At 61.3% G+C, this 21782-nt stretch carries 16 protein-coding genes; 7 read left to right on the forward strand and 9 right to left on the reverse strand.

The features are described from left to right. Entirely contained in the window at positions 1-927 is a 927-nt protein-coding gene (locus ACILSO_RS04085) for a hypothetical protein (protein ID WP_395736092.1), read from the forward strand. A gap of 7 nt (positions 928-934) precedes the next feature. Here ACILSO_RS04085 and ACILSO_RS04090 read toward each other — a convergent pair whose 3' ends face one another. Further along, positions 935-1861, reverse strand: coding sequence for a dihydrodipicolinate synthase family protein (locus ACILSO_RS04090; RefSeq protein ID WP_395736093.1), 927 nt, complete (start codon positions 1859-1861; stop codon positions 935-937). Between the two features lie 66 nt (positions 1862-1927). Between ACILSO_RS04090 and ACILSO_RS04095 the strand changes: the two genes are divergently transcribed. Continuing rightward, entirely contained in the window at positions 1928-3247 is a 1320-nt protein-coding gene (locus ACILSO_RS04095) for a PQQ-binding-like beta-propeller repeat protein (protein ID WP_395736094.1), read from the forward strand. Positions 3248-3289: 42 nt separating this feature from the next. Here ACILSO_RS04095 and ACILSO_RS04100 read toward each other — a convergent pair whose 3' ends face one another. From ACILSO_RS04100 to ACILSO_RS04110, 3 genes are read right to left on the reverse strand one after another with little or no spacing between them, the layout of a single operon-like run. Next, on the reverse strand, positions 3290-5479 hold the full coding sequence (locus ACILSO_RS04100; RefSeq protein ID WP_395736095.1) for a M60 family metallopeptidase: 2190 nt from the start codon (positions 5477-5479) through the stop codon (positions 3290-3292). A 25-nt stretch (positions 5480-5504) separates the two neighbouring features. Further along, positions 5505-5738, reverse strand: coding sequence for a hypothetical protein (locus ACILSO_RS04105; RefSeq protein ID WP_395736096.1), 234 nt, complete (start codon positions 5736-5738; stop codon positions 5505-5507). Positions 5739-5747: 9 nt separating this feature from the next. Further along, positions 5748-6350, reverse strand: coding sequence for a helix-turn-helix domain-containing protein (locus ACILSO_RS04110; RefSeq protein WP_395736097.1), 603 nt, complete (start codon positions 6348-6350; stop codon positions 5748-5750). A 114-nt stretch (positions 6351-6464) separates the two neighbouring features. On the opposite strand from ACILSO_RS04110, the gene metH reads away from it, so the two are divergent. Next, positions 6465-10271: a methionine synthase gene (gene metH / locus ACILSO_RS04115; protein ID WP_395736098.1), complete on the forward strand. Its 3807-nt coding sequence runs from the start codon at positions 6465-6467 to the stop codon at positions 10269-10271. A gap of 258 nt (positions 10272-10529) precedes the next feature. Here the strand turns inward: metH and ACILSO_RS04120 are convergent, their stop codons facing one another. Both ACILSO_RS04120 and ACILSO_RS04125 read right to left on the reverse strand, forming a co-directional pair. Next, complete coding sequence (locus tag ACILSO_RS04120; protein WP_395736099.1) at positions 10530-12704, reverse strand: transglycosylase domain-containing protein; 2175 nt, start codon at positions 12702-12704, stop codon at positions 10530-10532. 85 nt (positions 12705-12789) lie between these two features. Then, positions 12790-13278 carry a hypothetical protein gene (locus ACILSO_RS04125; RefSeq protein WP_395736100.1) on the reverse strand — a complete coding sequence of 163 codons (489 nt, stop codon included), beginning with the start codon at positions 13276-13278 and terminating at the stop codon, positions 12790-12792. Between the two features lie 125 nt (positions 13279-13403). Here ACILSO_RS04125 and ACILSO_RS04130 point away from each other — a divergent pair, with 125 nt between their 5' ends. Then, on the forward strand, positions 13404-14513 hold the full coding sequence (locus ACILSO_RS04130; RefSeq protein ID WP_395736101.1) for a hypothetical protein: 1110 nt from the start codon (positions 13404-13406) through the stop codon (positions 14511-14513). Then, positions 14510-15514 carry an Ig-like domain-containing protein gene (locus tag ACILSO_RS04135; RefSeq protein WP_395736102.1) on the forward strand — a complete coding sequence of 335 codons (1005 nt, stop codon included), beginning with the start codon at positions 14510-14512 and terminating at the stop codon, positions 15512-15514. The genes ACILSO_RS04130 and ACILSO_RS04135 overlap by 4 nt, the downstream gene beginning before the upstream one ends. Positions 15515-15531: 17 nt before the next feature. On the opposite strand, the gene ACILSO_RS04140 is transcribed toward ACILSO_RS04135, so the two are convergent. Continuing rightward, positions 15532-16146: a DUF2726 domain-containing protein gene (locus ACILSO_RS04140; protein WP_395736103.1), complete on the reverse strand. Its 615-nt coding sequence runs from the start codon at positions 16144-16146 to the stop codon at positions 15532-15534. Between the two features lie 262 nt (positions 16147-16408). Next, complete coding sequence (locus ACILSO_RS04145; RefSeq protein ID WP_395736104.1) at positions 16409-17230, reverse strand: PEP-CTERM sorting domain-containing protein; 822 nt, start codon at positions 17228-17230, stop codon at positions 16409-16411. A 232-nt stretch (positions 17231-17462) separates the two neighbouring features. Between ACILSO_RS04145 and ACILSO_RS04150 the strand changes: the two genes are divergently transcribed. Then, positions 17463-18749 carry a Y-family DNA polymerase gene (locus tag ACILSO_RS04150; protein ID WP_395736105.1) on the forward strand — a complete coding sequence of 429 codons (1287 nt, stop codon included), beginning with the start codon at positions 17463-17465 and terminating at the stop codon, positions 18747-18749. A gap of 23 nt (positions 18750-18772) precedes the next feature. Here ACILSO_RS04150 and ACILSO_RS04155 read toward each other — a convergent pair whose 3' ends face one another. Then, complete coding sequence (locus ACILSO_RS04155) at positions 18773-20863, reverse strand: TonB-dependent receptor (protein WP_395736106.1); 2091 nt, start codon at positions 20861-20863, stop codon at positions 18773-18775. A 109-nt stretch (positions 20864-20972) separates the two neighbouring features. Here ACILSO_RS04155 and ACILSO_RS04160 point away from each other — a divergent pair, with 109 nt between their 5' ends. Next, on the forward strand, positions 20973-21614 hold the full coding sequence (locus tag ACILSO_RS04160) for a response regulator (protein WP_395736107.1): 642 nt from the start codon (positions 20973-20975) through the stop codon (positions 21612-21614). The last annotated feature ends 168 nt before the right edge of the window (positions 21615-21782 follow it).

Consider the following 21782-nt stretch of genomic DNA (forward strand, 5'->3'; position numbering starts at 1 on the left):
ATGAATGCGTCCCTGCTTCAGCTTGCTTTGGCTTTCGCCGCCGTCTCGGCCTGCTGCGGGCAGAATGCCGTGGCCTGGCCGGAAAAGCCGGTGCCCAGCACCAGCAAGCAGGTCGCGGTTCTTGAGGACAAACGCATCGCAGAAAGCTCCGGCCTAGCGCAGGGCGTGCGCGATCCCTCCATCTTCTGGACGATGAATGACTCCGGCGGCGAGCCCTGCGTGTTTGCCATCGACCGCACGGGCAAAACGCGGGCCAAGGTGCGTGTGCGCGATGCGGCGAACTTCGACTGGGAGGACATGGCTGCGGGCAAGGATGAGCAGGGCGTGCCGTCGCTGTTCATCGGCGACATCGGGGACAATCTTTTCATCCGTGTCACCATCCAGGTGTATCAGATCCCCGAGCCGGAAATCAATGCTCCGGGCAAGCCCGTCGAGGAAGTCGAAACCGCTGCGCCGCAGATCTGGCGCGCAAATTATCCGGATGGCAAGCACAACGCCGAATGCCTCATGGTGCATCCGCAGACCCGCCGCCTGTACATCCTGACCAAGAGCGATGACGGCAAAAGCGCGCTCTATGCCTTCCCCCAGCCGCTGCAGCCCAAGGTGAGCATGGTGCTGGAAAAAGTGGCCGATCTGGTCTTCCCCCAGTTGATTCGTGCTGGCAAACGCCCGCATGACAACTGCATGACCACCGGCGCCTGCTTTGCCCCGGACGGCTCCCGCATGGTCGTGGCCACTTACAGCAGCCTCTATGAGTGGGCCCTGCCAAAAGGGAAAACGCTGGAGGATGCCCTCAAGCAGCCGCCGGTGCGCATCGAGCCCGACCTGCTGCGGCAGATGGAAGGCGTCTGCTATGACAGCGACAGCCGCACTCTCTGGATGACCAGCGAGCACCTGCCGACTCCTTTGCTGAAAGTGACCCGATAACCGGCGCTCACTTCACCCACTCAAAGAAGCCCATGGCTTCGAGTTCTCCCCGCAGCCTGTCTTTTTGCTCCGCAGAGAGCGTGGTGTTTGGCAGGCGGGCGGGGCCGACATCGACTCCAAGCATGCTCATCGCCGCCTTCGCCGCCCCCATGTAGCCGTAGCGGACAAAGGTGCTGATGATCTGCACTCCACGAAACTGCTCTTCGCGTGCGGCCTCCAGATCATTCCGGGCAAAGGCTGCCAGCAGACGTGTGTAAATGGGGGCGGCAAAGTTGAAGCCGCTGCCCACAGCGCCTTTGGCACCCATCGCCAGAGCACCCAGCATGTGCTCATCGCAGCCAAAGGGCAGGTCCCACGCGCCGTCGTCGGCGCGCAGGCAGTACTGGTAGGCCATGAGATCGGGATTGGTAAATTTCACACCGGCAAGGTTCGGAATGCGCTTGCCCGCCTGCCGCAGGAAATCCGGCACGGAAAGGTTCACGCCAGTCATCGACGGAATGTCGTAGTAATAGAAAGGCGTTTCCGGTGCCGCGGCCGCGATTTGAGCCATCGTTTCCACCAGCACCTCCACATTCTTCGGCTTGAAATACATGGGGGAGAGCGCGGCGATGGCTGAAGCGCCCAGGTCCTCGGCCTGCTCCGCCAGCGCCTTGGCATCGGCCACGCAGTTGGCCCCCACATGCACCACCACGCGCATTGCGGTGCCCTTGGTCACCGCCGTCCAGCCTTTGGCCAGCAGGTGGCGTTCGTCATAGGTCAGGGAGTGGCTCTCACCGGTGCTGCCGCCGATGAACACCGTGTTCACGCCTTTGGAAAGGAGGAACTCAGTCTGCTTGTCCACCATCTTCAGGTTGAGCGAGCCATCCGCATGAAAAGGTGTGTGTGTGGCGGTGACGAGGCTGTGGAGACGTTGGGAGTCGGGCAGGTTCAGCATGATGGGGCAACGTGCGGGAGGCGAGATTCCCTGCAACATGATTCCTGATGGTGAGTTTGTTTGTCCATGCGCACTCTGTTTTTATGCTTTGGCCTGCTTTCCTCCCTCCTGCATGCTGACGACTGGCCGCAATGGCTGGGGCCTCAGCGTGATGGCGTCTGGCGTGAAACCGGCATCGTGGATGCTTTTCCACCAGGCGGACCGAAGGTGCTCTGGCGCATGAAGATCGGCGGTGGGTACACCGGACCGGCGGTGGCAAACGGTCGCGTGTATCTGATGGACCGGCAGGTGGCGGAGAAGAGCAGCGTGCCCGGAAATGCCTTCGCTCGCGGCGTCATCCCCGGCAGCGAACGCGTGCTGTGTCTGGATGAAAAGACAGGCGTTCTCATCTGGGAGCACCGCTACGACTGCACCTACACCATGAGCTACTCCACCGGTCCGCGCTGCACGCCCGTCGTCAGCGAGGGCAAGCTGTGGACGCTTGGCGCGGAGGGAAATCTGTTCTGCCTCGATGCCTCAAAGGGCACGGTGCTATGGTCGCACGATTTCAAAAAGGAGTACGGTGTGCAGACGCCCATGTGGGGCTTTGCGGGGCATCCCTTGCTTGATGGCCAACGTCTCATCTGTCTCTGCGGCGGCCAGGGCAGCGTGGCGGTCGCCTTTGACAAGGACAGCGGCAAGGAAATTTGGCGCGCGCTGGATGCTCGCGAACCCGGCTACTGCCCGCCGACAATGATCGAGGCAGGCGGCACGAAGCACCTCATCCTCTGGCATCCGCAGTCCGTGAATTCGCTCGATCCAGCCACGGGCAAAGTGTTCTGGTCCTATCCATGGGAAGTGCGCGCCGGACTCACCGTGGCCACGCCGAGGCTGGCGGGGGACAAGCTCTTGCTCAGCTCTTTCTACACGAGTTCCAAATGCTTCCAACTGGACGCCTCCAAGCCCGAGGCGACACTGCTGTGGGAGGGCAAAAGCTTTAGTGAAAAGAACACCGACACGCTGCACAGCCTCATCAGCACGCCCTTCATTGAGAACGGCCACATCTACGGCGTGTGCAGCTACGGCCAGCTCCGCTGTCTGAAGCTCGACTCCGGCGAACGCGTATGGGAAACCATGGCCGCAACCACCGGCGGCCCCCTCGTGCGCTGGGCCACAGCGTTCATTGTCAAAAACGGCGACCGCTTCTTCCTCGCGAATGAGCTTGGCGATCTCATCATCGCCAAACTCTCACCGAAAGGCTACGAAGAGATCAGCCGCGCCAAGCTGCTCAAACCCACCACCACCGACCCACGCCGCGCAGTGGTGTGGTCCCATCCGGCCTTTGCCGACAGATGCGTCTTCATGCGCAATGACGAGGAGATCGTGTGTGCATCGCTGGCCAAGTGATTCCGACCATTCGTCATTCCGCATTCGACATTCGTCATTATTTTACATCCCCTTCGGCATCCACGTCTCCAGCTTGCTCACCTCCGCCTTCGCGGCTGAACTCACAGGAATGCCCCACGCATCAAAGAATGGCCCGAGATTCTTGTTCGCGATCTTCGAGTAGCGGATGAGAAACTGATCGCGGCGCTCGTCATCGCCCTTCGGGGCGGGGCCGAATTTGGAGTCGTCAAAGCTGTAGAGATACTTGCGCCAGCTCTCCCAGCCGAACTCCTGGATGAGCTGGATGTAGGTCGTCAGCGCGGTGAAAGGTTCGCTCTTCCACACCTGCCATTTGTTGGAGGCCTTCTTGATCTTTTGGATGTGCTCTTTGCGTGCCTCCTCGCTGATGCCGCTGTGGCCGATGAGCCAGTCCTTTTTTAACACGGCCTCATAGCAGTACATACCGATGACGTTGTTGGTCACCTCTCCCGTTCCATCAAACGTGAAGTCTCCGCGCTGGTGGTTGTGGCCGATCTCATGGTAGAAGCCCCAGCCGGGAAATTTGAGTTTGCCGAAGATGGTCATCTCCGGTGCGGCGCTGGTGGGGATCATGATGGGGTAGCCGCTGTGCATGTAGCCGGCGCTGATCTGCACGTCCGCCACGATGCGCTCGGGACGTTTGCGCTCCGTGGCCTGGTTGGTGATGTCATCCTGCGCCTCGACCACCTTCTTCCAGAACTCCATGAGCTGCGTGGGATTGTTGATCGCACGTGCGACTTCGGTCGGGCAGCTCACGATCATCTTGTCGCAGGCCAGCTCGGCCCAGGGAGCGGGGCGTTTTTTGATTTCGCTCCACTTGGCATCATCATCCTGACCGAGGACAAACAGCGGTGCGGGCACCGCGTTTTGGACAGTGGCGGTGAAAGGTTCGTCATCCTTGGCGCGGCCGGGGACTTCGATGTAAATGAGGCCGCCAAAGGCGCTGGCGGTCTTGGTGGTGGCGGTGGCCAGTCCCACGCTGCGTGTGATATCCGGCGCGCGCTCCCATTTGTCGAGATGGTATAAGGTGTCGCTGTGGCAGCCGATGCGTACGGCATAGCCTTTGTCGGCGAGTTTTTCCGGAAGGATGACGGTGATTGTGTCTCCTGCGGCGGCGTAGAGCCCGGTGCTGGTCCAGCCGGGGATGCTCGGCGTCACTTTGACCTCTCCGGTGACTCGCGGTGCGCTCGCCGGCACTTTGCCGGGGAAGGCCTCATGCGCAGGATGCGCGGCCACGCCTTCACCTGCGGCCAGGCGCAGCACGCGCGTTTCCATGCCGAGGCGCAGACGCTGCGCGGCATTTTTCTCGGCGGTGAGCGGTGCTTGCGGAGTGGGCACTGCTGCATCGGCACCCGCGCTGCCCAGCGCGGCGAGCACCGCAGCTTTCAGGTTGCTGCGATCCGGTGGCTGCGCAGCCATGGCAATCTGGATGGCGTTCGTGCCCTGCTTCATCTGATCCGCCGTGAGCGCCGGTCCGCCTTCGCGCTGCTTTTTGATGGCAGCCACCGCTTCGGAGGCATTCATCATCTGCGGCAGTTCGTTGCGCGCCTCAAAGCTGCGCAACTGGTCAAAGGCGCTCATGTCCGTGATGGCGACTCCGGCGGGCATCAGCGCCTGATTCAAACCGTGCGCTACGGCCAGGTCCTTGCCGCCGCTCGTTTGACCGAAGGCCCAGCCCGTCATGCCACCGATGAAGCCTCCGCCACCTTTGACATACTCCGCCACCGCCGCGCCCTCTTCATCGCTGATGATGCCCTGCATGTTCACAATGACCACGTCGTAGTCTTTGAGGCTCTTCTTATCGACGGTGTCGAAGCTCTCCGCCTTGATGCCGTTCAGCTTGTTCACTCCTTTGACGCCCACACGCGGCTTCTCCTTGTTGCCCGCCCACTTCACGCAGTTCTCGATCAGTTTGGCGTGGTCCCCGCCTTCATTGCCCGCGAGATAACTGTTGTGGCCAAAAAGAATGATGCGCCCTTTGCCATAACCCGCCGCCGCTGCCACGGCGATCTCCACGCCGTCCTTGTCCGGCGCGGACAGAATCGGAAACGCGATATTGCCCCAGATGCCGATCGGCCCCGGTGAGCCTGCCTTGGGCACCGATTTGACGCCTTCGAGAATTTTGGCGCGCTCCGCCGTGACGAGCGCTGGGGGCATCTGAGCGTGCAGGACATTGCCCAGACAAAGGAGAGCGAGGAGGGTGGCTGATTTCATGGTTGGGGTGGAAAAAGAGAAAAACTCAGTGCTTCGTGAACATGCAAACAAACGCTCCCAGCGAATGGCCGACGATCACGCCGCCGATGCTAGCGACCCATGGGGATGGATTTTCTGCCAAGGTGAGGAGAAGGGAAACACCGGCCGTAACTTCGATGGAAATGCCGACACCTTCGGGGATCAGCCGGCTGCGCATGGGTGCTATGTAGCCTATGAAGGCCCCCACGATGATGCCCGCGATGGTAAAGCCGGTATGCATGATTTTGGTTCAGCGATAAATCACCACCAAAAACACCAGCGCATCACCCTTGCCGGTGTTGACGATGGCGTGCGGCACGTCGGCGCGGTAGGTGCCGGAGTCGCCTTTGGCGAGTTCTTCGGTGTTCTGGTCGGACTCGATGCGCACGGTGCCCTCCTCCACGGTCAGGAACTCGCGGGTGCCTTCAAAATGCGGCTGGCTCCGCAGGGTGCCGCCGGGGCGCAGGGTCAGCTCGTAAAACTCCACGTCCTTTTCCAGATTGATGGGGGAGAGGGTGCGGATCTCGCATTGCTTGTCGCTGCGATAGACCTGGGCGCGGTCATTGGCGCGGATCACCTGGATTTTGGAGGCGCTGGCCTCGGCACTTTCGATCAGCTCCTGCAAAGTCAGGCCAAAGGCGCGGGCGATGCGGAAGGTCACGGTCAGGGTGGGATTCGCCTTCTCGCGCTCGATTTCGCTCAGCATCGAACGGCTCACCCCGCTGGCGGTGGCCAGTTCTTCGAGAGACCACCCCCGGTCGCCGCGCAGTTTTTTCACCCGTTTGCCCAGATTCTCATTGATGGCCTCGGGGCTGGATTCAAGGATGGGGGTGTCTTTCGATTTGGGGGGCATGAGTGCCGGTATAACGGATAACCGTCTTGTAAATTAGAAAAATTGTCACATATTCAAATCATGATGCGTTGATATGATTGTTGACCTCCCTAGCTACAACGCTAATTTCACCCTATGCCTGCCCGCCCCAACGTCCGCCCTGAACTCGAAGCCGCCATGCGCCAGCGAATCCTGGTCATCGACGGGGCCATGGGCACGACCATCCGTGGATATGGGCTGAAAGAGGCCGATGCCCGGGGTCAGCGCTTCCTGGCCAATGAGAAGGACCTGCTCAACAACGGGGACATTCTTTCCCTGACCCGCCCAGACATCATTGAGGACATCCACCGCCGCTTCCTGGAAGCCGGGGCGGACATCATTGAGACGAACACCTTCAGCGGCACCAGCATCGCGCAGGCGGAATTCTTCAAGGAAGTGCCGGAAGGTGGGCGCAAGGATCCCGCGTTTTTCCAGACCGTGCTGGAGGACAAATTCCTCAATGACCTCGCCTGGGAGATCAATTTTGAGTCCGCCCAGCAGTGCCGCAAGTGGGCCGACATCGTGGGCGAAAAGACCGGTCGCAAGCGCTATGTGGCAGGGGCCATCGGGCCGCTCACCGTCTCGCTCTCGCAGTTCCCGGACCTCTCCGACCTAAGCTTCCGCTACGTCACTTTCGATCAGGTGAAGGAGGCGTACAAGCACCAGGTGCGCGCCCTCATCGCCGGCGGGGTGGACACGCTGCTGGTGGAGACGATTTTCGACTCCCTCAATGCCAAGACCGCCCTGGTGGCCATCCGTGAAGTGTTTGCCGAGGATCAGGTGGAGCTGCCCGTGCAGATCAGCGCCGCCGTGGGTCCTGGTGGTGAAACGATGATTTCCGGCCAGGTCACGGAGGCCTACCTCAATGCCATGCGGCATGTGAAGCCGCTGTCCATCGGCCTGAACTGCTCGCTCGGCCCGGACAAGATGCGGCCCTTCCTGGAAGAGCTGGCCACCAAGGCCGACTGCTTCGTCTCCGCCTATCCGAACGCCGGCATGCCAAACCCGCTGGCTCCGACCGGTTTCGACCTGCTCCCGCCGGACATGGCCAACTTCGCCAAAGACTTCGGCGGCAGCGGCTTTGTGAACATCATGGGCGGCTGTTGCGGCAACACGCCGGAGCACATCGCTGCCATTGCCAAGGCGCTCGAAGGACTGCCACCACGTCAGGTGCCGCAGGATCCCCACACCATGCGTCTCAGCGGTTCGCAGCCTTTTGTGCTGAAGGGGGGCACCCCCGAAGAACGCCCTCCGTATCTCATGATCGGCGAACGTACCAACGTGGCCGGATCGCCTAAGTTCGCCAAGCTCATCAAGGAGGGCAAACTGGAGGAAGGCGTGGCCATCGCCCGCCAGCAGGTGGAAAGCGGTGCCAATGTGATCGACGTCTGCATGGACGAAGGCCTCATCGACGGCGTGCCGACGATGACCAAATTCCTCATCTTGCTGCAAACCGAGCCGGAAGTGAACAAGGTGCCCATCATGGTGGACTCCTCCAAGTGGGAGATCATCGAGGCCGGCCTCAAGTGCCTGCAAGGCAAGGGCATCGTGAACTCCATCTCGCTCAAGGAAGGCGAGGAGAAATTCAAGGAATACGCCCGCAAGATCAAGCAATACGGCGCCGCTACCGTGGTCATGGCCTTCGATGAGCAGGGCCAGGCCGCCACGTACGCGGACAAGATTCGCATCTGCGAGCGCGCCTACCGCATCCTGGTCGATGAAGTCGGCTTCCCGCCGGAAGACATCATCTTCGACCCGAACATCCTCACGGTGGCCACGGGCATCGAGGAGCACAACAACTACGCTCTCGACTTCATCAATGCCACGCGCTGGATCAAGGAGAACCTGCCCTACGCCAAGGTCAGCGGCGGCGTCAGCAATGTGAGCTTCAGCTTCCGCGGCAACAACAAGGTGCGCGAGGCCATGCACAGCGTCTTCCTCTACCACGCCATCAAGGCGGGAATGGACATGGGCATCGTGAACGCCGGCATGCTGGAAGTTTACGAGGAGATCCCCAAGGAGATGCTGGAAAAGGTGGAGGACGTCATCCTCAACCGCCGCGCGGATGCCACGGAGATCCTCGTGGATTATGCCGAGCAGTTCAAAGGCCAGGCCGGCGGCGCGAAGAAGGTCGAGATCGACATGAGCTGGCGCGAGGCGCCGGTGAACAAGCGCCTGGAGCACGCTCTGCTCAAGGGCATCACCGACTTCATCAACGAAGACACCGCCGAGGCGCTCGCGCAATTGGGCAAGCCTCTCTCCGTCATCGAAGGCCCGCTCATGGATGGCATGAGCGTGGTGGGCGATCTCTTTGGCGCTGGCAAAATGTTCCTGCCGCAGGTGGTGAAAAGCGCCCGCGTCATGAAGCAGAGCGTGGCGTATCTGCAGCCCTACATGGAGGCGGAAAAAGCTGCGAATCCCAACCAGCGCAGCGCTGGCAAGATCGTGCTCGCCACCGTGAAGGGGGATGTGCACGACATCGGCAAAAACATTGTCGGCATCGTGCTGTCCTGCAACGGCTTCGAAGTCACCGACATGGGCGTCATGGTGCCGTGCGACAAGATTTTGGAAAAGGCTCTCGAAGTCGGCGCGGATGTCATCGGCCTCAGCGGCCTCATCACGCCATCACTCGATGAAATGGCCCACGTGGCCAGCGAGATGGAGCGGCGTGGCTTCAAGCAGCCGCTGCTCATCGGCGGCGCCACCACCAGCCCGGCGCACACCGCCATCAAGATCGCGCCGAAATACAGCGGCAGCATTGTGCATGTGCTGGATGCCTCCCGCAGCGTGCCGGTGACCACCGCGTTGCTCAGCCAGGAGCAGAGCGCCGGTTTCGTGAAGCAGAACGAAGAACGCCATGCGCGTCTGCGTGAAGAGTACGGCAAGAAAAAAGATCGCGCGCTGCTCAGCATCGCCGAGTCACGCGAAAAAGGATTCAAGTGCGACTGGGCCACACAGGAGATCGCCACGCCGACCTTCCTCGGCACGAAGGTCTATGAAGGCCCCGAGCTTGTCGCCACTCTGCGCGAGTTCATTGACTGGTCCCCCTTCTTCCATTCGTGGGAACTGCGCGGTCGCTGGATCGCGGCTGATCAGCGTTTCTCCTCCGCTCAGGAAGATGCGGAGATGAAGGGCAAAGCGGAGGTGGAGGCGCTCAAACTCTACAAGGATGCCAATGACCTGCTCGACCGCATCATCGCGGAGAAGCGTTTCACGCCGCGTGGCATCATGGGCTTCTTCCCGGCCAATGCCGTGGGCGATGACATCGAAGTGTATGCGGATGAAACTCGCGGCACAGTGAAGACCACCTTCCACACTCTGCGCCAGCAGGTGATCAAGAAGGACACGCCGAACTATGCGCTGAGCGATTACATCGCTCCGAAGGACAGCGGTCGTGCCGACTACATCGGCGGTTTTGCGGTAGGCATTCACGGTGCCGATGAATTCGCCAAAGAGTTCGAAGCCGCTCATGACCCATTCAGTGCCATCATTGCCAAGGCCGTGGCCGACCGTCTTGCCGAGGCTTTTGCGGAGTACATGCACCAGCAGGCACGCTATGCCTGGGGCTATGAAAAGCCCGGCGAGCTTTCGCGCGAAGAGCTCATCAAGGAGAAGTATCGTGGCATCCGCCCCGCGCCGGGTTATCCCGCGCAGCCGGACCACACGGAAAAGCCCATCCTGTTTGATCTCCTCGATGCCGCCGCCAAGACCGGCGTGGAGCTCACCGAGAGCATGGCCATGCATCCCGGCAGCGCTGTCAGTGGTCTCTACTTCGCACATCCTGAGTCCCACTACTTTGGCATCAGTGTGCTGGGCAAAGATCAGGTCGAAGACTACGCGGAGCGCAAGGGCATGACCATCGAAGCTGCGGAGAAATGGCTCGGCCCCTGGCTGGGCTATTGAGAAAGAGGGAAAGGAGTCGTAATGCACTTGCGCAAGCGAGTGCCTATGCCCGCCAAGGAGCGCGGAATTTATTCCGCAGCACGCCGCCAACGTTCAAACCTCCGCATCATCCGTACAGCCGCAGCCTCCAGCGCCGTCCAGTTTGCGCAACGCCTTGTGAACAATCGCAAGCTCGACGCGCACACCTGCTGCGGAATAAATTCCGCGCTCCAAAGAATCGTTGCGCGCAGCATGCGGCATCCGTTCTCACACGCTCCCTTACCTGAACCAGCTCCGAATCCGGTCAAACAATCCCGGCCTGTGACGCTCATGCTGGACCTGCCGCGGTGCCACATAGCCCGCGTGTTCCTTGCAAAATTCCTTCGGCACCAAGTCATAGGGCAGGGCGTCTTCATACGCCATGCCCGCCTGGCCGCAGCCATCGGTGGCCAGCTGGCTGCTCACGCGGCAGAGGGTCACCCGTGAGAGCGGCAGTGTGACCTTGGGCACTTCTGTTTTGTAGCCGAGCGCCACGGCTTTCTTCATCACATCCGCCCAGATCGGCAGCGCGAGTGTGCCGCCGTAACCGCCTTCGACAATCGTGGCCGGTTTGTCCAGCCCCACCCACACGCCGCAGCTCACACGGTCCGTGTATCCGGCAAACCACGCATCCTTGTAATCATTCGTGGTGCCAGTCTTGCCGCCACCGGGTTCTTTGAAACCGTACTCGCTGCGAAGTGAAGCCGCCGTTCCGCGCTCCAGCACCTGGGAAAGAATGTGCCGCATCAGGTGCGCCACGCTCGGTGTGAGAACTTCGGACTCCAGCACGGGTGTCTGGTAGATGACGTTCCCCGCCTTGTCCACGATGCGGTCGATGAGGTAAGGGCGGCGGCGCAGGCCTTGATTCGGAAAGATGCTGATCGCACTCGTAAGCTGGCGCGGATTGCCACCCAGATTGCCAATGAAAATCTGCGGCGTGCGTTCGGCCGGCTTGTTGAAGCCCGCGTTGGTGAGCAGCTCGATCACACGATCCAATCCCGCATAATTTCCCAGGCGCAGGGTCATGGTATTGCGGCTTTTCACGATGCCATCGGTCAGCGTGGTGGGGCCGAGAAACTTGCCATCCGAGTTCTGCGGACTCCAGTTCGGATCCGCACCGTCGATCTCACCGGGCTGGATCGGCGCATCATTGATCAGTGTGCCGGGCATGAAGCCGGAGGCAATGCCAGCGGCATAGACAAACGGCTTCACTGTGGAGCCGATCTGCCGTTCGCCCTGCGTCGCGCGGTTGTACTTGCTGTGGCGGTAGTCACGCCCGCCCACCAGCGTGAGGATGCCGCCGGTCTGATTGTCCTGCACCATGAGTGCCGCCTGCAGATAGGGAGTCGAGGAGATCTCCTGCACACCGTCCCAGGCCTTGTCAAAATCCGCCTTCTTCGGGTGCGCGTAGCCGCGCTGCTTCTCCACCGCTGCAAGGCGCTTCTCCACGGCTGCGTCCGCAGCATCCTGCAGATCCTTGTTCAGCGTGGTGAAGACTTGCAGGCCACCGTCTTCGATCTCCTGCTGCTCCAGGATCAAATCCAGATCACGCCGCACGCTGTCCAGCGCGTAGCCGCCCTGGCTCTGAAAGACCGGCTGCGCATGCAGCGCGATGTCCGCATACTTCGCCGCGATCTCCTCCTCCGGGGTGATCATCTTCAGCTCCAGCATGCGTTTGAGCACCGTGTCGCGTTCCTTGAGCGCGCCCTCATAGTTGCGGAAAGGCGAGAACCGCGCCGGGCTGCGGATGATGCCTGCGATCATTGCCGCCTCGCTCAGGCTGAGCTGGCTGGCGTGCTTGCCGAAGTACACCTGGCTGGCGCGCTGCACGCCGTAGATGCCGGGGCCGTAGAAAATGCGGTTCACATAATGCTCGATGATCTGCTCCTTTGAGCACGCCTTCTCAATGCGGCGCGCCAGCATCATCTCCACCAGCTTGCGGTGCAGGCTGCGGTCATCCAGATCCGGAAAGCTGTTGCGCGCCAGCTGCATCGTCAGCGTGCTCGCGCCCTGCACCACGCGCATCTCCTTGAGGTTGCGCACCGTGGCGCGCAGGATGCCCTTGTAGTCCACGCCGGAGTGATTGTAAAAACGCGAGTCTTCGCGTGCCAGCAGCGCTTTGACAAACCACGGCGAAACCTCGTTGAGCGGCACGATGATGCGGTTCTCCCCGTGCATCTTGCCGAGCACCTCGCCTTTGTAATCCATCACGATGGTGCGCTCCGGCATGTTCCCGAGCTGCGTCAGGTCATAGGCCTTGGCCAGATGGCTGTAAACCCCGATGACCACCGCCGCACCCAGCGTGCAGATCAGCGAGCCGCCCATGAACAAAATCAGGCTGAAGCGCTTGAACGATTGCCAGCGCGACAAGGTGGGTTTTGTCTGCTTGCGCTCTTCAGTGGACTTTTTTTTCATGGGGCGGGTACCGGGTCGGCTTTTTCGGCCAAAGATCAAGCCTCAGACGATGAACTCCGTGTGAACTTCGATTTCACATTTCATTTCATCGGGTCGGCGAACCCGTCGAGATGAAATCGGACGGCACCACGTAAGTGCGGGTATGGATTGGTTCGGGGTATGACGGGGGCGCAAGCACCACGGCGTGAGATTCTGGCCGCACCTGCAATCCGAATGCCCGGGCCACTTCCTCCACCGCCAGTTTCAGCGGCACTTGTTTCAGATCCAGACTGACTTTCTTGGCCGGATCCGACGAGGTTCCCAGGACGACCACGTTGACAGGGCGGTTATCAGGTCCTTCGGCTTTTGTCGCCGCCGCTCTAATGCTGGCCACGGCCTCGTCCAGAGTCGCATCCTTCATCTTCACCTCATCCACGATCATCTGGATGTTGTAGTTCAGCATGTTGCAATTCGTGCCCAGGAGGCAACTTCCATTTGGAAAACATTGAATGGGAAGATCAAGGGCGGCCGCTGCCTGCGTCATCATGAGAAGCAGCATGGCGGACAACAACGGCCTGAGTAGGATGGCGGTCATGGGATAGGGGTGGGGCCGCGACCAAAGTAGGGTTTTTCGGGACAGTTGGCAAACAGCGATCTTTGTTCGTGACATTCCGCCACCCGGTCCCGTACCATCTCGCACAACTTCAGCCCACCCCGACCATGAAAGCACTCTGCCTCTCCCTCCTCCTCGCCTCCGCGCTCGGTGCCTCCGCCGCGCTGCTTGACTCGCCGCAGAAAGGCGGCCTGCAGATCCAGTCGCTCAGTTCGCTCAGCTTTGGGCCGGAAGGCCTGCTGCTGGTGGCGGAGCCCGCCTCCGCCAGTGTGCTGGCCATCCAGACCGGAGACACCGGCAAGAAAGAGCACCTCGACAAACCGGTGGCCGACATCGGCGCGCAGATCGCCGCCGGACTCGGTGTCAAGAAGGAGGACATCACCGTCAAGGACCTCGCGGTGAATCCCGCCAGCGGACGCATCTATCTCGGCGTGCAGCGCCGTCCGGACAATGCGGTGCTGATTGTCAGCGTGGGGTCGGATGGCAAGGTGGTGCCGCTGAATCTTGAGCCGCTGTCCTGGGTGCGTGTCGCGCTGCCCGGAGGCACCGCCAGCAAAGTGACCAACATCACCGATGTGGCCTTCGACAAAGACCGCGTGTTTGCCACCGGCACCTGCAATGAAGAATTCGCCTCCCGCATCTTCACCATTCCCGTGCCGATCAAAAACGGCGCCACAGCCAGCGTGTTCAGCGCCGAGACCTACCACGTGGCGCACCGCAAATGGGAGACGAAGGCCCCGATCCAGAGCTTTGTGCCTTATGACACGAAGGACGGAACCTATGTCGTGGGCGCATTCGCCTGCACGCCCGTGGCGAAGTTCAAGGTGGATGACATCCAGAGCGGCGCGCAGGTCAAAGGCGTCAGCATGGTGGAACTCGGCAGCGGCAACCGCCCGCTCGATCTCTTCAGCTACACCGACAAAAGCGGCAAGGAGTGGCTCGTCGTGCACACCCAGCGTTTCAAGCAGAACGCCTTCGGCCCCAGCAAGATGTGGGGCGCGCGCATCAGCATGGACTATCTGGACGCCAAAGCTCCCGACAAGACCAATGAAAACGCCGCACGCCGCGATGAAAAGGAACACGCTGGACCCCAGGGCATCGAGATCGTGGATGCGCTCTTCGGCGCCGTGCAGGTGGACAAGCTGAGCGATGCCGAAGCCGTGGTGCTGCGCGATACCGACGGCACCCTCAGCCTCGAAGTGGCCGCGCTGCCGTGAAGCGCCGGCTTCTGGCTTTGAGCCTCGTCTGCTCCGCCGCATTCGCGGCGGAGATTCGGCTGAAGGATGTCTCGCATATCGAGGCCCGCGGCGTCGATGTACGCGTGTTCCGTTCCGATGCTGCGGAGCCGTTGTTTGGCAGCGTGGCGAAGGCAGGAGACGGCGTTGTCTTCACCGCTGCGCTGCCGCTGGTGCCGGGGGAGAGCTATCGTGTAGAGGTCAAATCGCCTGACGGGAGCTGGAGCGAGCGGCGGCTGAAATTCTCGCTTCCCGCCGCCCCTGCGCCGACCGTGGGGATCTCGCCGGTTCCCACCGAACTGCCGGCCAATGCGCTGAAGCTTTATCTGCAGTTCAGCCAGCCGATGGAGCAGGGCGTGTTTCTGGACCGCATCTCCCTGCACCAGCAGGACGGTAGTGTCGTGCAGGGAGCTTTTCGCGAGACGGAGCTGTGGTCTCCTGATGGCCGTCGCCTGACGTTGTGGCTGCACCCCGGACGGCAGAAGACCGGAGTGAATCTGAATGCTGACGAAGGGCCGGTGCTGCAGGAAAAGCAGAAGTACACGCTCAGGATCGCGCCCGGCTGGCGCTCCGTCCAAGGCGTGGAACTGGGAAAAGAAGCCGTGTTTGCCATCACCGCCGCGGTCGTGGATCACGACTCTCCCAACCCCGCCCGATGGCAGATCCGGGCGCCTCAGGCGGGCACGCGCGATCCTCTGAAAGTCACCTTTGATGAACCGCTCGACCCCGCCATGCTCGCTTCCGCTCTGAAAGTGCGATGCGGAGAAACGGATGTCGCGGGAACGGTGGCCTTGGCTGTGGATGCGCGTTCCTGGTATTTCATACCCGCCGAAGCGTGGGTTGTGGGGAAGGGGAACATCATCATTGATCCATTGCTCGAAGATCTCGCCGGGAACAATCTTCTCGGCCCATTTGAGGTCGATCGTGAGGTGCCGGTGGAGCCCGTGGAGCTGCGGGCGCTGCCCTTTGAGATTGGCAGGTAGGGGCCGTCGTGTTCGCTTCAGGAAATGGACGTGCAGGCGGCCGTGGTCAGGCGGCTGGTGGGTGTCGTTGTGGGTTCCTGACGGGGGCCGGAGGTGCTGAGCATCGGACGAGTCGAAGACGGGGTTCCCCCCTTCAAGGCGGTGGTGGGGGGCGGCGGTGGTGGTGGCTCCGGAGCCGGGGCAGGCTGGGTTTCCAGTGTGGCCATCCGCTGCGTCCAGGCGGCGCTCAGCTTGTGAAGCAGGGTCTCGATCTGGTTGATCTCCTTGGAATGCACCTGCAGCAGGGGGATGCCCACGGTCAAAAAGATGTCGTTCACCAACTGCCGGTCACGCGGCTTACGGCCGGATTTGCCGGGGCTGTCGTCCTCAAATTCGATGGCCACCATCGGCAGCCAGTCTTCTTTGCGGGAAATGACGAAGTCGATGTGACGCTGGCAGATCTTGAGAAACCCCGCCACGTTCTCATCCTGAAGGATTTCAGAGAGGCGTGGCTTGCACTGGATGTGGCAGCGCTGGGCGGTGAGGTTGTCGAGACAAGCGTAAAAGAGGGCTTCGGCGGAGGTAAGAAGGGCGCTGGGATGGGGGGATTTTTCGGGCGGAGAAAGTGGGGTAGTTGCAGGGGAGGACTGCATACCGATACTGTTATGGAAATTATGGAACGGGGCAATTTGGGTTTGGTAAGAACCGTGTAAGAGCGGGGGGAGTGCACCCGCATTTGGGTTGTAAAAAGGTCTCCCGAACCCTCAAAAAGAGTGCGCAAAACGGGAGGTTCGCACCCGGCTATCGGGAGCTGTGGCCAAGGGCCGGGTGGACCGGCCTCACGCGGGCACGAAAAAGCCGGAGAAGACTCGCGTCTCGTCCGGCTTTTCGTGAGAGGGGTTGGGCTGGCGCGGCTTAGCGGGCGGAAATCAGGCTGCGATTACGACGGCGGGTGATGATCATGCATCCCAGACCGGCACTCAAAATCAGGAACGCCGAACCTGGCTCAGGGATCATGGCGCAGTTTCCACCGTTGGCGGCAACGAGGAAGTAGGGATCGCTTGGAACGGTCATGGTAGCGCCGCTGCCATTGTGGATGTCCGCCCCCAGAGTGACGTTATTGACCAGGGTATCTCCCACCAAGGCATGCACGTCGAGCTTCCAAAGGTCGGTTTGGGCGATCGGGTCATTGCTGGTCAGAAGGGTGAGCGCGTGACTGGCGAGGATGTCGTGTGCGGAGAAAAACTCGGTAAAGCCCCCGGGTCCATAGACGCCGATGGTGGGTGCCACGGTGCCGGTGCTGAAATCGGTGGAGAGATCCGAGATGCCCAGATGACCAATCGTGAGAGAAAGTCCCTGGCTGGAGATGGTCTGGTTAAACTGGACGTTCAGGCCGGTGCTGGAAAGCTGCAGACCGGAGTTGCAGCCCGCGTCATAATAGAGGCCAACGCCGAAATCGACGAGACTGCCGGAGGAGTTGGTGTAGCGGACGCCAAAGCCACCCTGAAAATCCAGGTTCACGTTCGGGTTGGCTCCCATCGCCATGGCACCCTGCAACGTCAGAGGGTTCATGCCTTGCAGGGCAGTGATGCTGTAGTTCTGACCAGCTGGGGTGTAGGGCTGACTCAGCTCGATGGTCGAGGCAGAACTCAGCGCGGGTGCGGCAAGCAGGAGGGCAGCCACGAGACTGGCCAGCGGCTGGCGTCCCGGCGAACGATTATCAGATAAGGTTTTCATGGTTGATAATTTTAGCAAATTTAACATTAAAGCTAGATTTAGCGACGCTAAGCCATTAATACCCGACATATTATAATTAAAAATGTTCTCCGCAAAGAGAATCATGTATGATTTTTTCAATCAATTATGCTAAAATGAAAAGAACCCTGAAGTAATGTTGGTGCGGTGAAAACCAAGTGGATTGAATGTTCGCTTGAACAGTTTCGGGTTGCGGCGAATGTGCCTCCCGCTCATGCCACCGCCCGCCTCCACACCTGATCCTTCGCCTGCTGTGGACTGGCTGTACCTGGATCTGAACAGCTACTTCGCCAGCGTGGAGCAGCAGTTGCACCCGGAGCTGCGTGGCAAGCCTGTGGCCGTCGTGCCGGTGGATTCTGATGCCACCTGCGCGATCGCCGCCAGCCATGAGGCCAAGAAATACGGCATCAAAACGGGCACCAACATCGGCGAGGCGCGTCGTCGCTGCCCGCACTTGATCACCGTGATGGGCAGCCACGACAAATACGTGGAATTTCACCACGAGATCATCAAGGAGGTGGAGCGCCACTATCCTGTGCACAAGATCTGCTCCATCGATGAGATGGCCTGCAAGCTCGACCCACCACGTCGGCGGCTGGAGGTGGCGCAGGATCTGGCACGGCGCATCAAGCGCGGCCTGCGGGAGCGTGTGGGCGAGTGCATCACCTGCTCCATCGGCCTAGCCCCGAACCGCTTTCTGGCCAAGGTGGCCAGCGACATGCAGAAGCCGGACGGCCTCGTGGTGCTGCTGCCAGAGGAGCTGCCGGGACGCCTGTTAGAACTGAAATTGAGCGACCTGTGCGGCATCGGCCGCCGCATGGAGCCACGGCTGCGCGCCTGCGGCATCCGCACCATGGAGGAGCTGTGGGAGGCCGAGCGTGAGACCCTGCACCGCGCCTGGGGCGGGGTGTGCGGCGACCGCTTCTGGCACGAACTCCACGGCGGCGCGACGGAAGACGACGTTCCCCCGGCCACCCGCACCATCGGCCACAGCCATGTGCTGGCGCCAGAACTGCGCCCGCCACCGGCTGCAGGCATCGTGGCGCGCCGGCTGATGCTGAAGGCTGCCAGCCGCCTGCGCCGCATGAAGTACCGAGCCAGCCACCTGCACCTCAGTGTGCGGCTGGAGGACGGCCCGCGCTGCGAGGCGCAGGGGAAGTTTGAGGAAGGCGCGGACAGCATCGTGATGGCGCGACTGCTGACGGAACTGTGGCAGCGGGTAATGCGCCAAGGGCGTTGGCAGCGGGTGAAAAAAGTTTCCGTGACCCTCTTTGGCCTGGTGGCCGAGGCCACGCCCCAGCAGCTCGAACTCTTCCCATCATCGGGAGAATCGGCCACCAAGGAGCAGCGCGAAAACCTGAGCCATGTGCTCGACAAAATTAATCAAAAGTTCGGGCGCGACTCCGTGGTGATCGGCTTCACGCCGGACACCGTGCGCACCTTTTCCGGCACCAAGATCGCCTTCACCCGCATCCCGGACCGCGAGGAGTTCAAGGAATAATACCGCGGGGTGGGCATGCCCGCTTAAAACCTGTAGGTCACCGAGAGGCGGAACATGCGGGGCTCGATGGGGTGCACGTGGACGTCGTTCACGGGGGCGGCGTCGGTTTTAAGCTGGGAGGCATAGTAGTAGGCCACGTCGTAGTCGCTGCGGTTGAGCAGGTTCAGGCAATCCAGCGCGACTTCGAGGTTCTTGTGCCGGTAGCCGATGCGGCCGTTCACTTGAATGGACTCGCGTGAATAAACATCGAGCACCTGATCCAGCGGGCGCGGAGCCATGTAGCGCACGCGCAGGGAGCCAAACAGCCCCTGCGCCTTCCCGAGGGTGATGCCGGCATTTAGCGTGTAAGGGATCGAATTGGGCACGTTCTGGTGGGACGGATCCTGCGCCAGCAGGTAGGCGCGCGTGCAGGTCGCCTCCACATCCAGCATGGTCCAGTCATTGGGCCGCCAGTAGCTGGAGAGCTCGATGCCGAAACGCTGCGAGGACGGCCCCGGGCTGGAGGAGCCGGTGTCGCCTTGATAGATCAGCTCGGAACCGCTGTGCAGGGTCCAGAAGGAGAGCGTGTTTACGAGCTTGGGGATGGATTCGTTGCGGATGCCAAACTCGGCCCCGTAGGTGCGCACCAGTGGAGTTGCTCGCGAGGTCGCCAAGCCCGTTGCAGGATCGATGCCGCCGACCACGCCGCGCGTGTCATTGCTGTGGAAGCCAGTGCCCGCATTGAGATAGAACTCCGTTTTCTTCCACGGACCGAAGACGACGTTCAGCTTGGGGCTGATGATGCCGCTGACCTTGGAGCCGGTGTTTCCCGCGATGTTGCTTCTGGTCACGTCAAACTGCATCACGTCGCCACGCAGGCCGGGGATGATGCGCAGCCACCTCGTGGGCTTCAGCTCCGCCTCGGCAAAGACTCCCCAGGTGTCCTGGATGATGTCGTTCACGCTGATGGTGTTCCAGCGCTGGCGCTGGGTGGTGTTATAGAGGCCCAGGCCGCTGATGAAGTCCGTGCGCATCTGCACGCCCAGCGTGAGGCGCTGCTCCTGCCCCAGGGCATCCCAGCGCCAGTCCTTCGCTACTTGGCCGCCGACGAACCAGCGGTGGTCCTTCTGCTCGAACTGGTCCCCCTGCACCGGGTTGTCCATGAAGAAGGTGAAGTCGGAGAACAGGTCCAGGTCGTAGAAGCCTCCATAGAGGTTCGTGCGCGTCGTGCTGTGGTCGCCTTCATGCACCCAGTCCAGCGAGAGGCTGTAGCGCTGCGAGTTTCCACCGTCGGTGGGATCGAGACTGCCGTAGCGGTCGATGAGATTGCCCACCACGCGGGAGGGCACCTGGTCGGTGGAGTCCCATTTGCCGCGGTAGCCCATGAGCGTGACGTTGACGTTGTCCGTGGCATCGGCCCAGTGATAGCGGGCAAAGCCGTTGAGGCGCACCGCACTGGCGGGGAGCTGCCAGGGGCCGTTGTAATACTGGTGCTCGAAGGCCACCGTCAACAAGCCGGAGCCCGCCTTGATGGTGTCTGCGATCAGCGTGCGCTCATACATAAACTGGCCCAGCGTGGTGCTCAGAATGCCCTGCGGCAGGGAATCGACCAGCTTGAAACGCGCCGCACCCGTGGAGCTCAGGTCTCCATGCTGGGCAAAGTAGGTACCCTTCCAGTAGTCCAGCTGACCCACCAGTTCGGGAATAAGGAAGTTCGTGTCCGCATAGCCCTGCCCATGCGCATGGTTGCGCAGATTGACGAGCATGCCGTCCACGTAGATGGCGAAGTCGTTGCCGTGGTCCAGATTCGTCCCGCGCAGGTAGTATTGATTCGCCTTGCCATCGCCGCTGTGCTGCGTGGCGATGAAGCCGGGGATGCTCTCCAGCAGCTCCCCACGGCGGGAAAAGGGGCGCGCCAGCAGCTCCTTGGCACTGGTCTGGCCCTTCGAGGCGGAGGTGGCGATGCCGATGAGGCTCTCCGCCTTGCCTTCAATCACGATCTCCGGCATCTCAAACTCCTCCGCCTCCGCCAGCGAGCCCGTGGCCTGCGGCGTCTGAGCGGTGCTCTGGGCATGGCTCAGCCATGGAGTCAGCACAAGGCAAAGGAAGACTGGCAGACGACGGCAGTGCGGCATGGGGCGGGGGAGGTGGCTGGCTTTGTTAGGACGACCTGCCGGCCTGCTGCCCACAAAATGCCCGCAGTTTTTGCGCTTTGGCGCAGTCAGGCTATTGTCTCCTCCTCCCATGGCCGCCAAAACCACCCGCATCCTCCTTGCCGATGACCACGCCGTGGTCCGCAACGGCTTTCGCATGATCCTCGCCGCCCAATGGGACATGGAAGTCGTGGGCGAGGCTGCGAACGGACGCGAAGCCGTGGACAAAGCCATCGACCTGCAGCCGGATGTGGTGGTGCTCGATGTCACGATGCCCGAACTCAATGGCATCGAAGCCGCACGGCAGATCTCCAAGTCGGTGCCCAAGGCGCGCATCCTCGCGCTCTCCATGCAGAAAGATTCCGTGTATGTGCGCGAAATGCTGCGTGCGGGAGCCAATGGCTACCTGCTCAAGGACAGCAATGAGAGCGACCTCCTCGCCGCCGTCCGCGCCGTCGCCAATGGCAAAGGGTTCCTCAGCCCGGAAGTCAGCGATGCCGTGCTGGACGACTACCGCAAGCACGTCACCAACCCCATCGACCTGCTCTCCCCGCGTGAACGCGAGGTGCTGCAGATGATTTCGGAGAGCAAGACGAACAAGGAGATCGCCTCCGTGCTGAACCTCAGCGTGTACACCGTGGAAGCGCATCGCGGCCGCATTATGGAGAAGCTCAACCTGCATTCCATCGGCGAGCTCGTGCGGTTCTCCATTCGGAATGGGCTGATTGATTGAGGTGGCCCCATGCACATGATCATGGAGCGCAGCAGCGCGCCCGCGGGCTGGGTGCAGCCGGGAAAGGGGATGGATTGTGGGCGCATTGTATGATATTCAAACCGGCATGGCATCGTTCATTCAGACTCCCGGTTCCTGCTGCCTGCCGCATTCCATTTTGGAGGTTGA

The sequence above is a fragment of the Prosthecobacter sp. genome (assembly GCF_044226605.1).
Taxonomy (GTDB): Bacteria; Verrucomicrobiota; Verrucomicrobiia; order Verrucomicrobiales; family Verrucomicrobiaceae; genus Prosthecobacter.

What these genes read in the sequence shown, in the direction of transcription:
- ACILSO_RS04105 (WP_395736096.1), bottom strand. Translation starts at nt 5,738, where the DNA reads ATGCATACCGGCTTTACCATCGCGGGCATCATCGTGGGGGCCTTCATA.
- ACILSO_RS04150 (WP_395736105.1), top strand. Translation starts at nt 17,463, where the DNA reads ATGCCACCGCCCGCCTCCACACCTGATCCTTCGCCTGCTGTGGACTGG.
- metH (WP_395736098.1), top strand. Translation starts at nt 6,465, where the DNA reads ATGCCTGCCCGCCCCAACGTCCGCCCTGAACTCGAAGCCGCCATGCGC.
- ACILSO_RS04160 (WP_395736107.1), top strand. Translation starts at nt 20,973, where the DNA reads ATGGCCGCCAAAACCACCCGCATCCTCCTTGCCGATGACCACGCCGTG.
- ACILSO_RS04085 (WP_395736092.1), top strand. Translation starts at nt 1, where the DNA reads ATGAATGCGTCCCTGCTTCAGCTTGCTTTGGCTTTCGCCGCCGTCTCG.
- ACILSO_RS04110 (WP_395736097.1), bottom strand. Translation starts at nt 6,350, where the DNA reads ATGCCCCCCAAATCGAAAGACACCCCCATCCTTGAATCCAGCCCCGAG.
- ACILSO_RS04095 (WP_395736094.1), top strand. Translation starts at nt 1,928, where the DNA reads ATGCGCACTCTGTTTTTATGCTTTGGCCTGCTTTCCTCCCTCCTGCAT.
- ACILSO_RS04130 (WP_395736101.1), top strand. Translation starts at nt 13,404, where the DNA reads ATGAAAGCACTCTGCCTCTCCCTCCTCCTCGCCTCCGCGCTCGGTGCC.
- ACILSO_RS04100 (WP_395736095.1), bottom strand. Translation starts at nt 5,479, where the DNA reads ATGAAATCAGCCACCCTCCTCGCTCTCCTTTGTCTGGGCAATGTCCTG.
- ACILSO_RS04145 (WP_395736104.1), bottom strand. Translation starts at nt 17,230, where the DNA reads ATGAAAACCTTATCTGATAATCGTTCGCCGGGACGCCAGCCGCTGGCC.
- ACILSO_RS04140 (WP_395736103.1), bottom strand. Translation starts at nt 16,146, where the DNA reads ATGCAGTCCTCCCCTGCAACTACCCCACTTTCTCCGCCCGAAAAATCC.
- ACILSO_RS04120 (WP_395736099.1), bottom strand. Translation starts at nt 12,704, where the DNA reads ATGAAAAAAAAGTCCACTGAAGAGCGCAAGCAGACAAAACCCACCTTG.
- ACILSO_RS04125 (WP_395736100.1), bottom strand. Translation starts at nt 13,278, where the DNA reads ATGACCGCCATCCTACTCAGGCCGTTGTTGTCCGCCATGCTGCTTCTC.
- ACILSO_RS04090 (WP_395736093.1), bottom strand. Translation starts at nt 1,861, where the DNA reads ATGCTGAACCTGCCCGACTCCCAACGTCTCCACAGCCTCGTCACCGCC.
- ACILSO_RS04155 (WP_395736106.1), bottom strand. Translation starts at nt 20,863, where the DNA reads ATGCCGCACTGCCGTCGTCTGCCAGTCTTCCTTTGCCTTGTGCTGACT.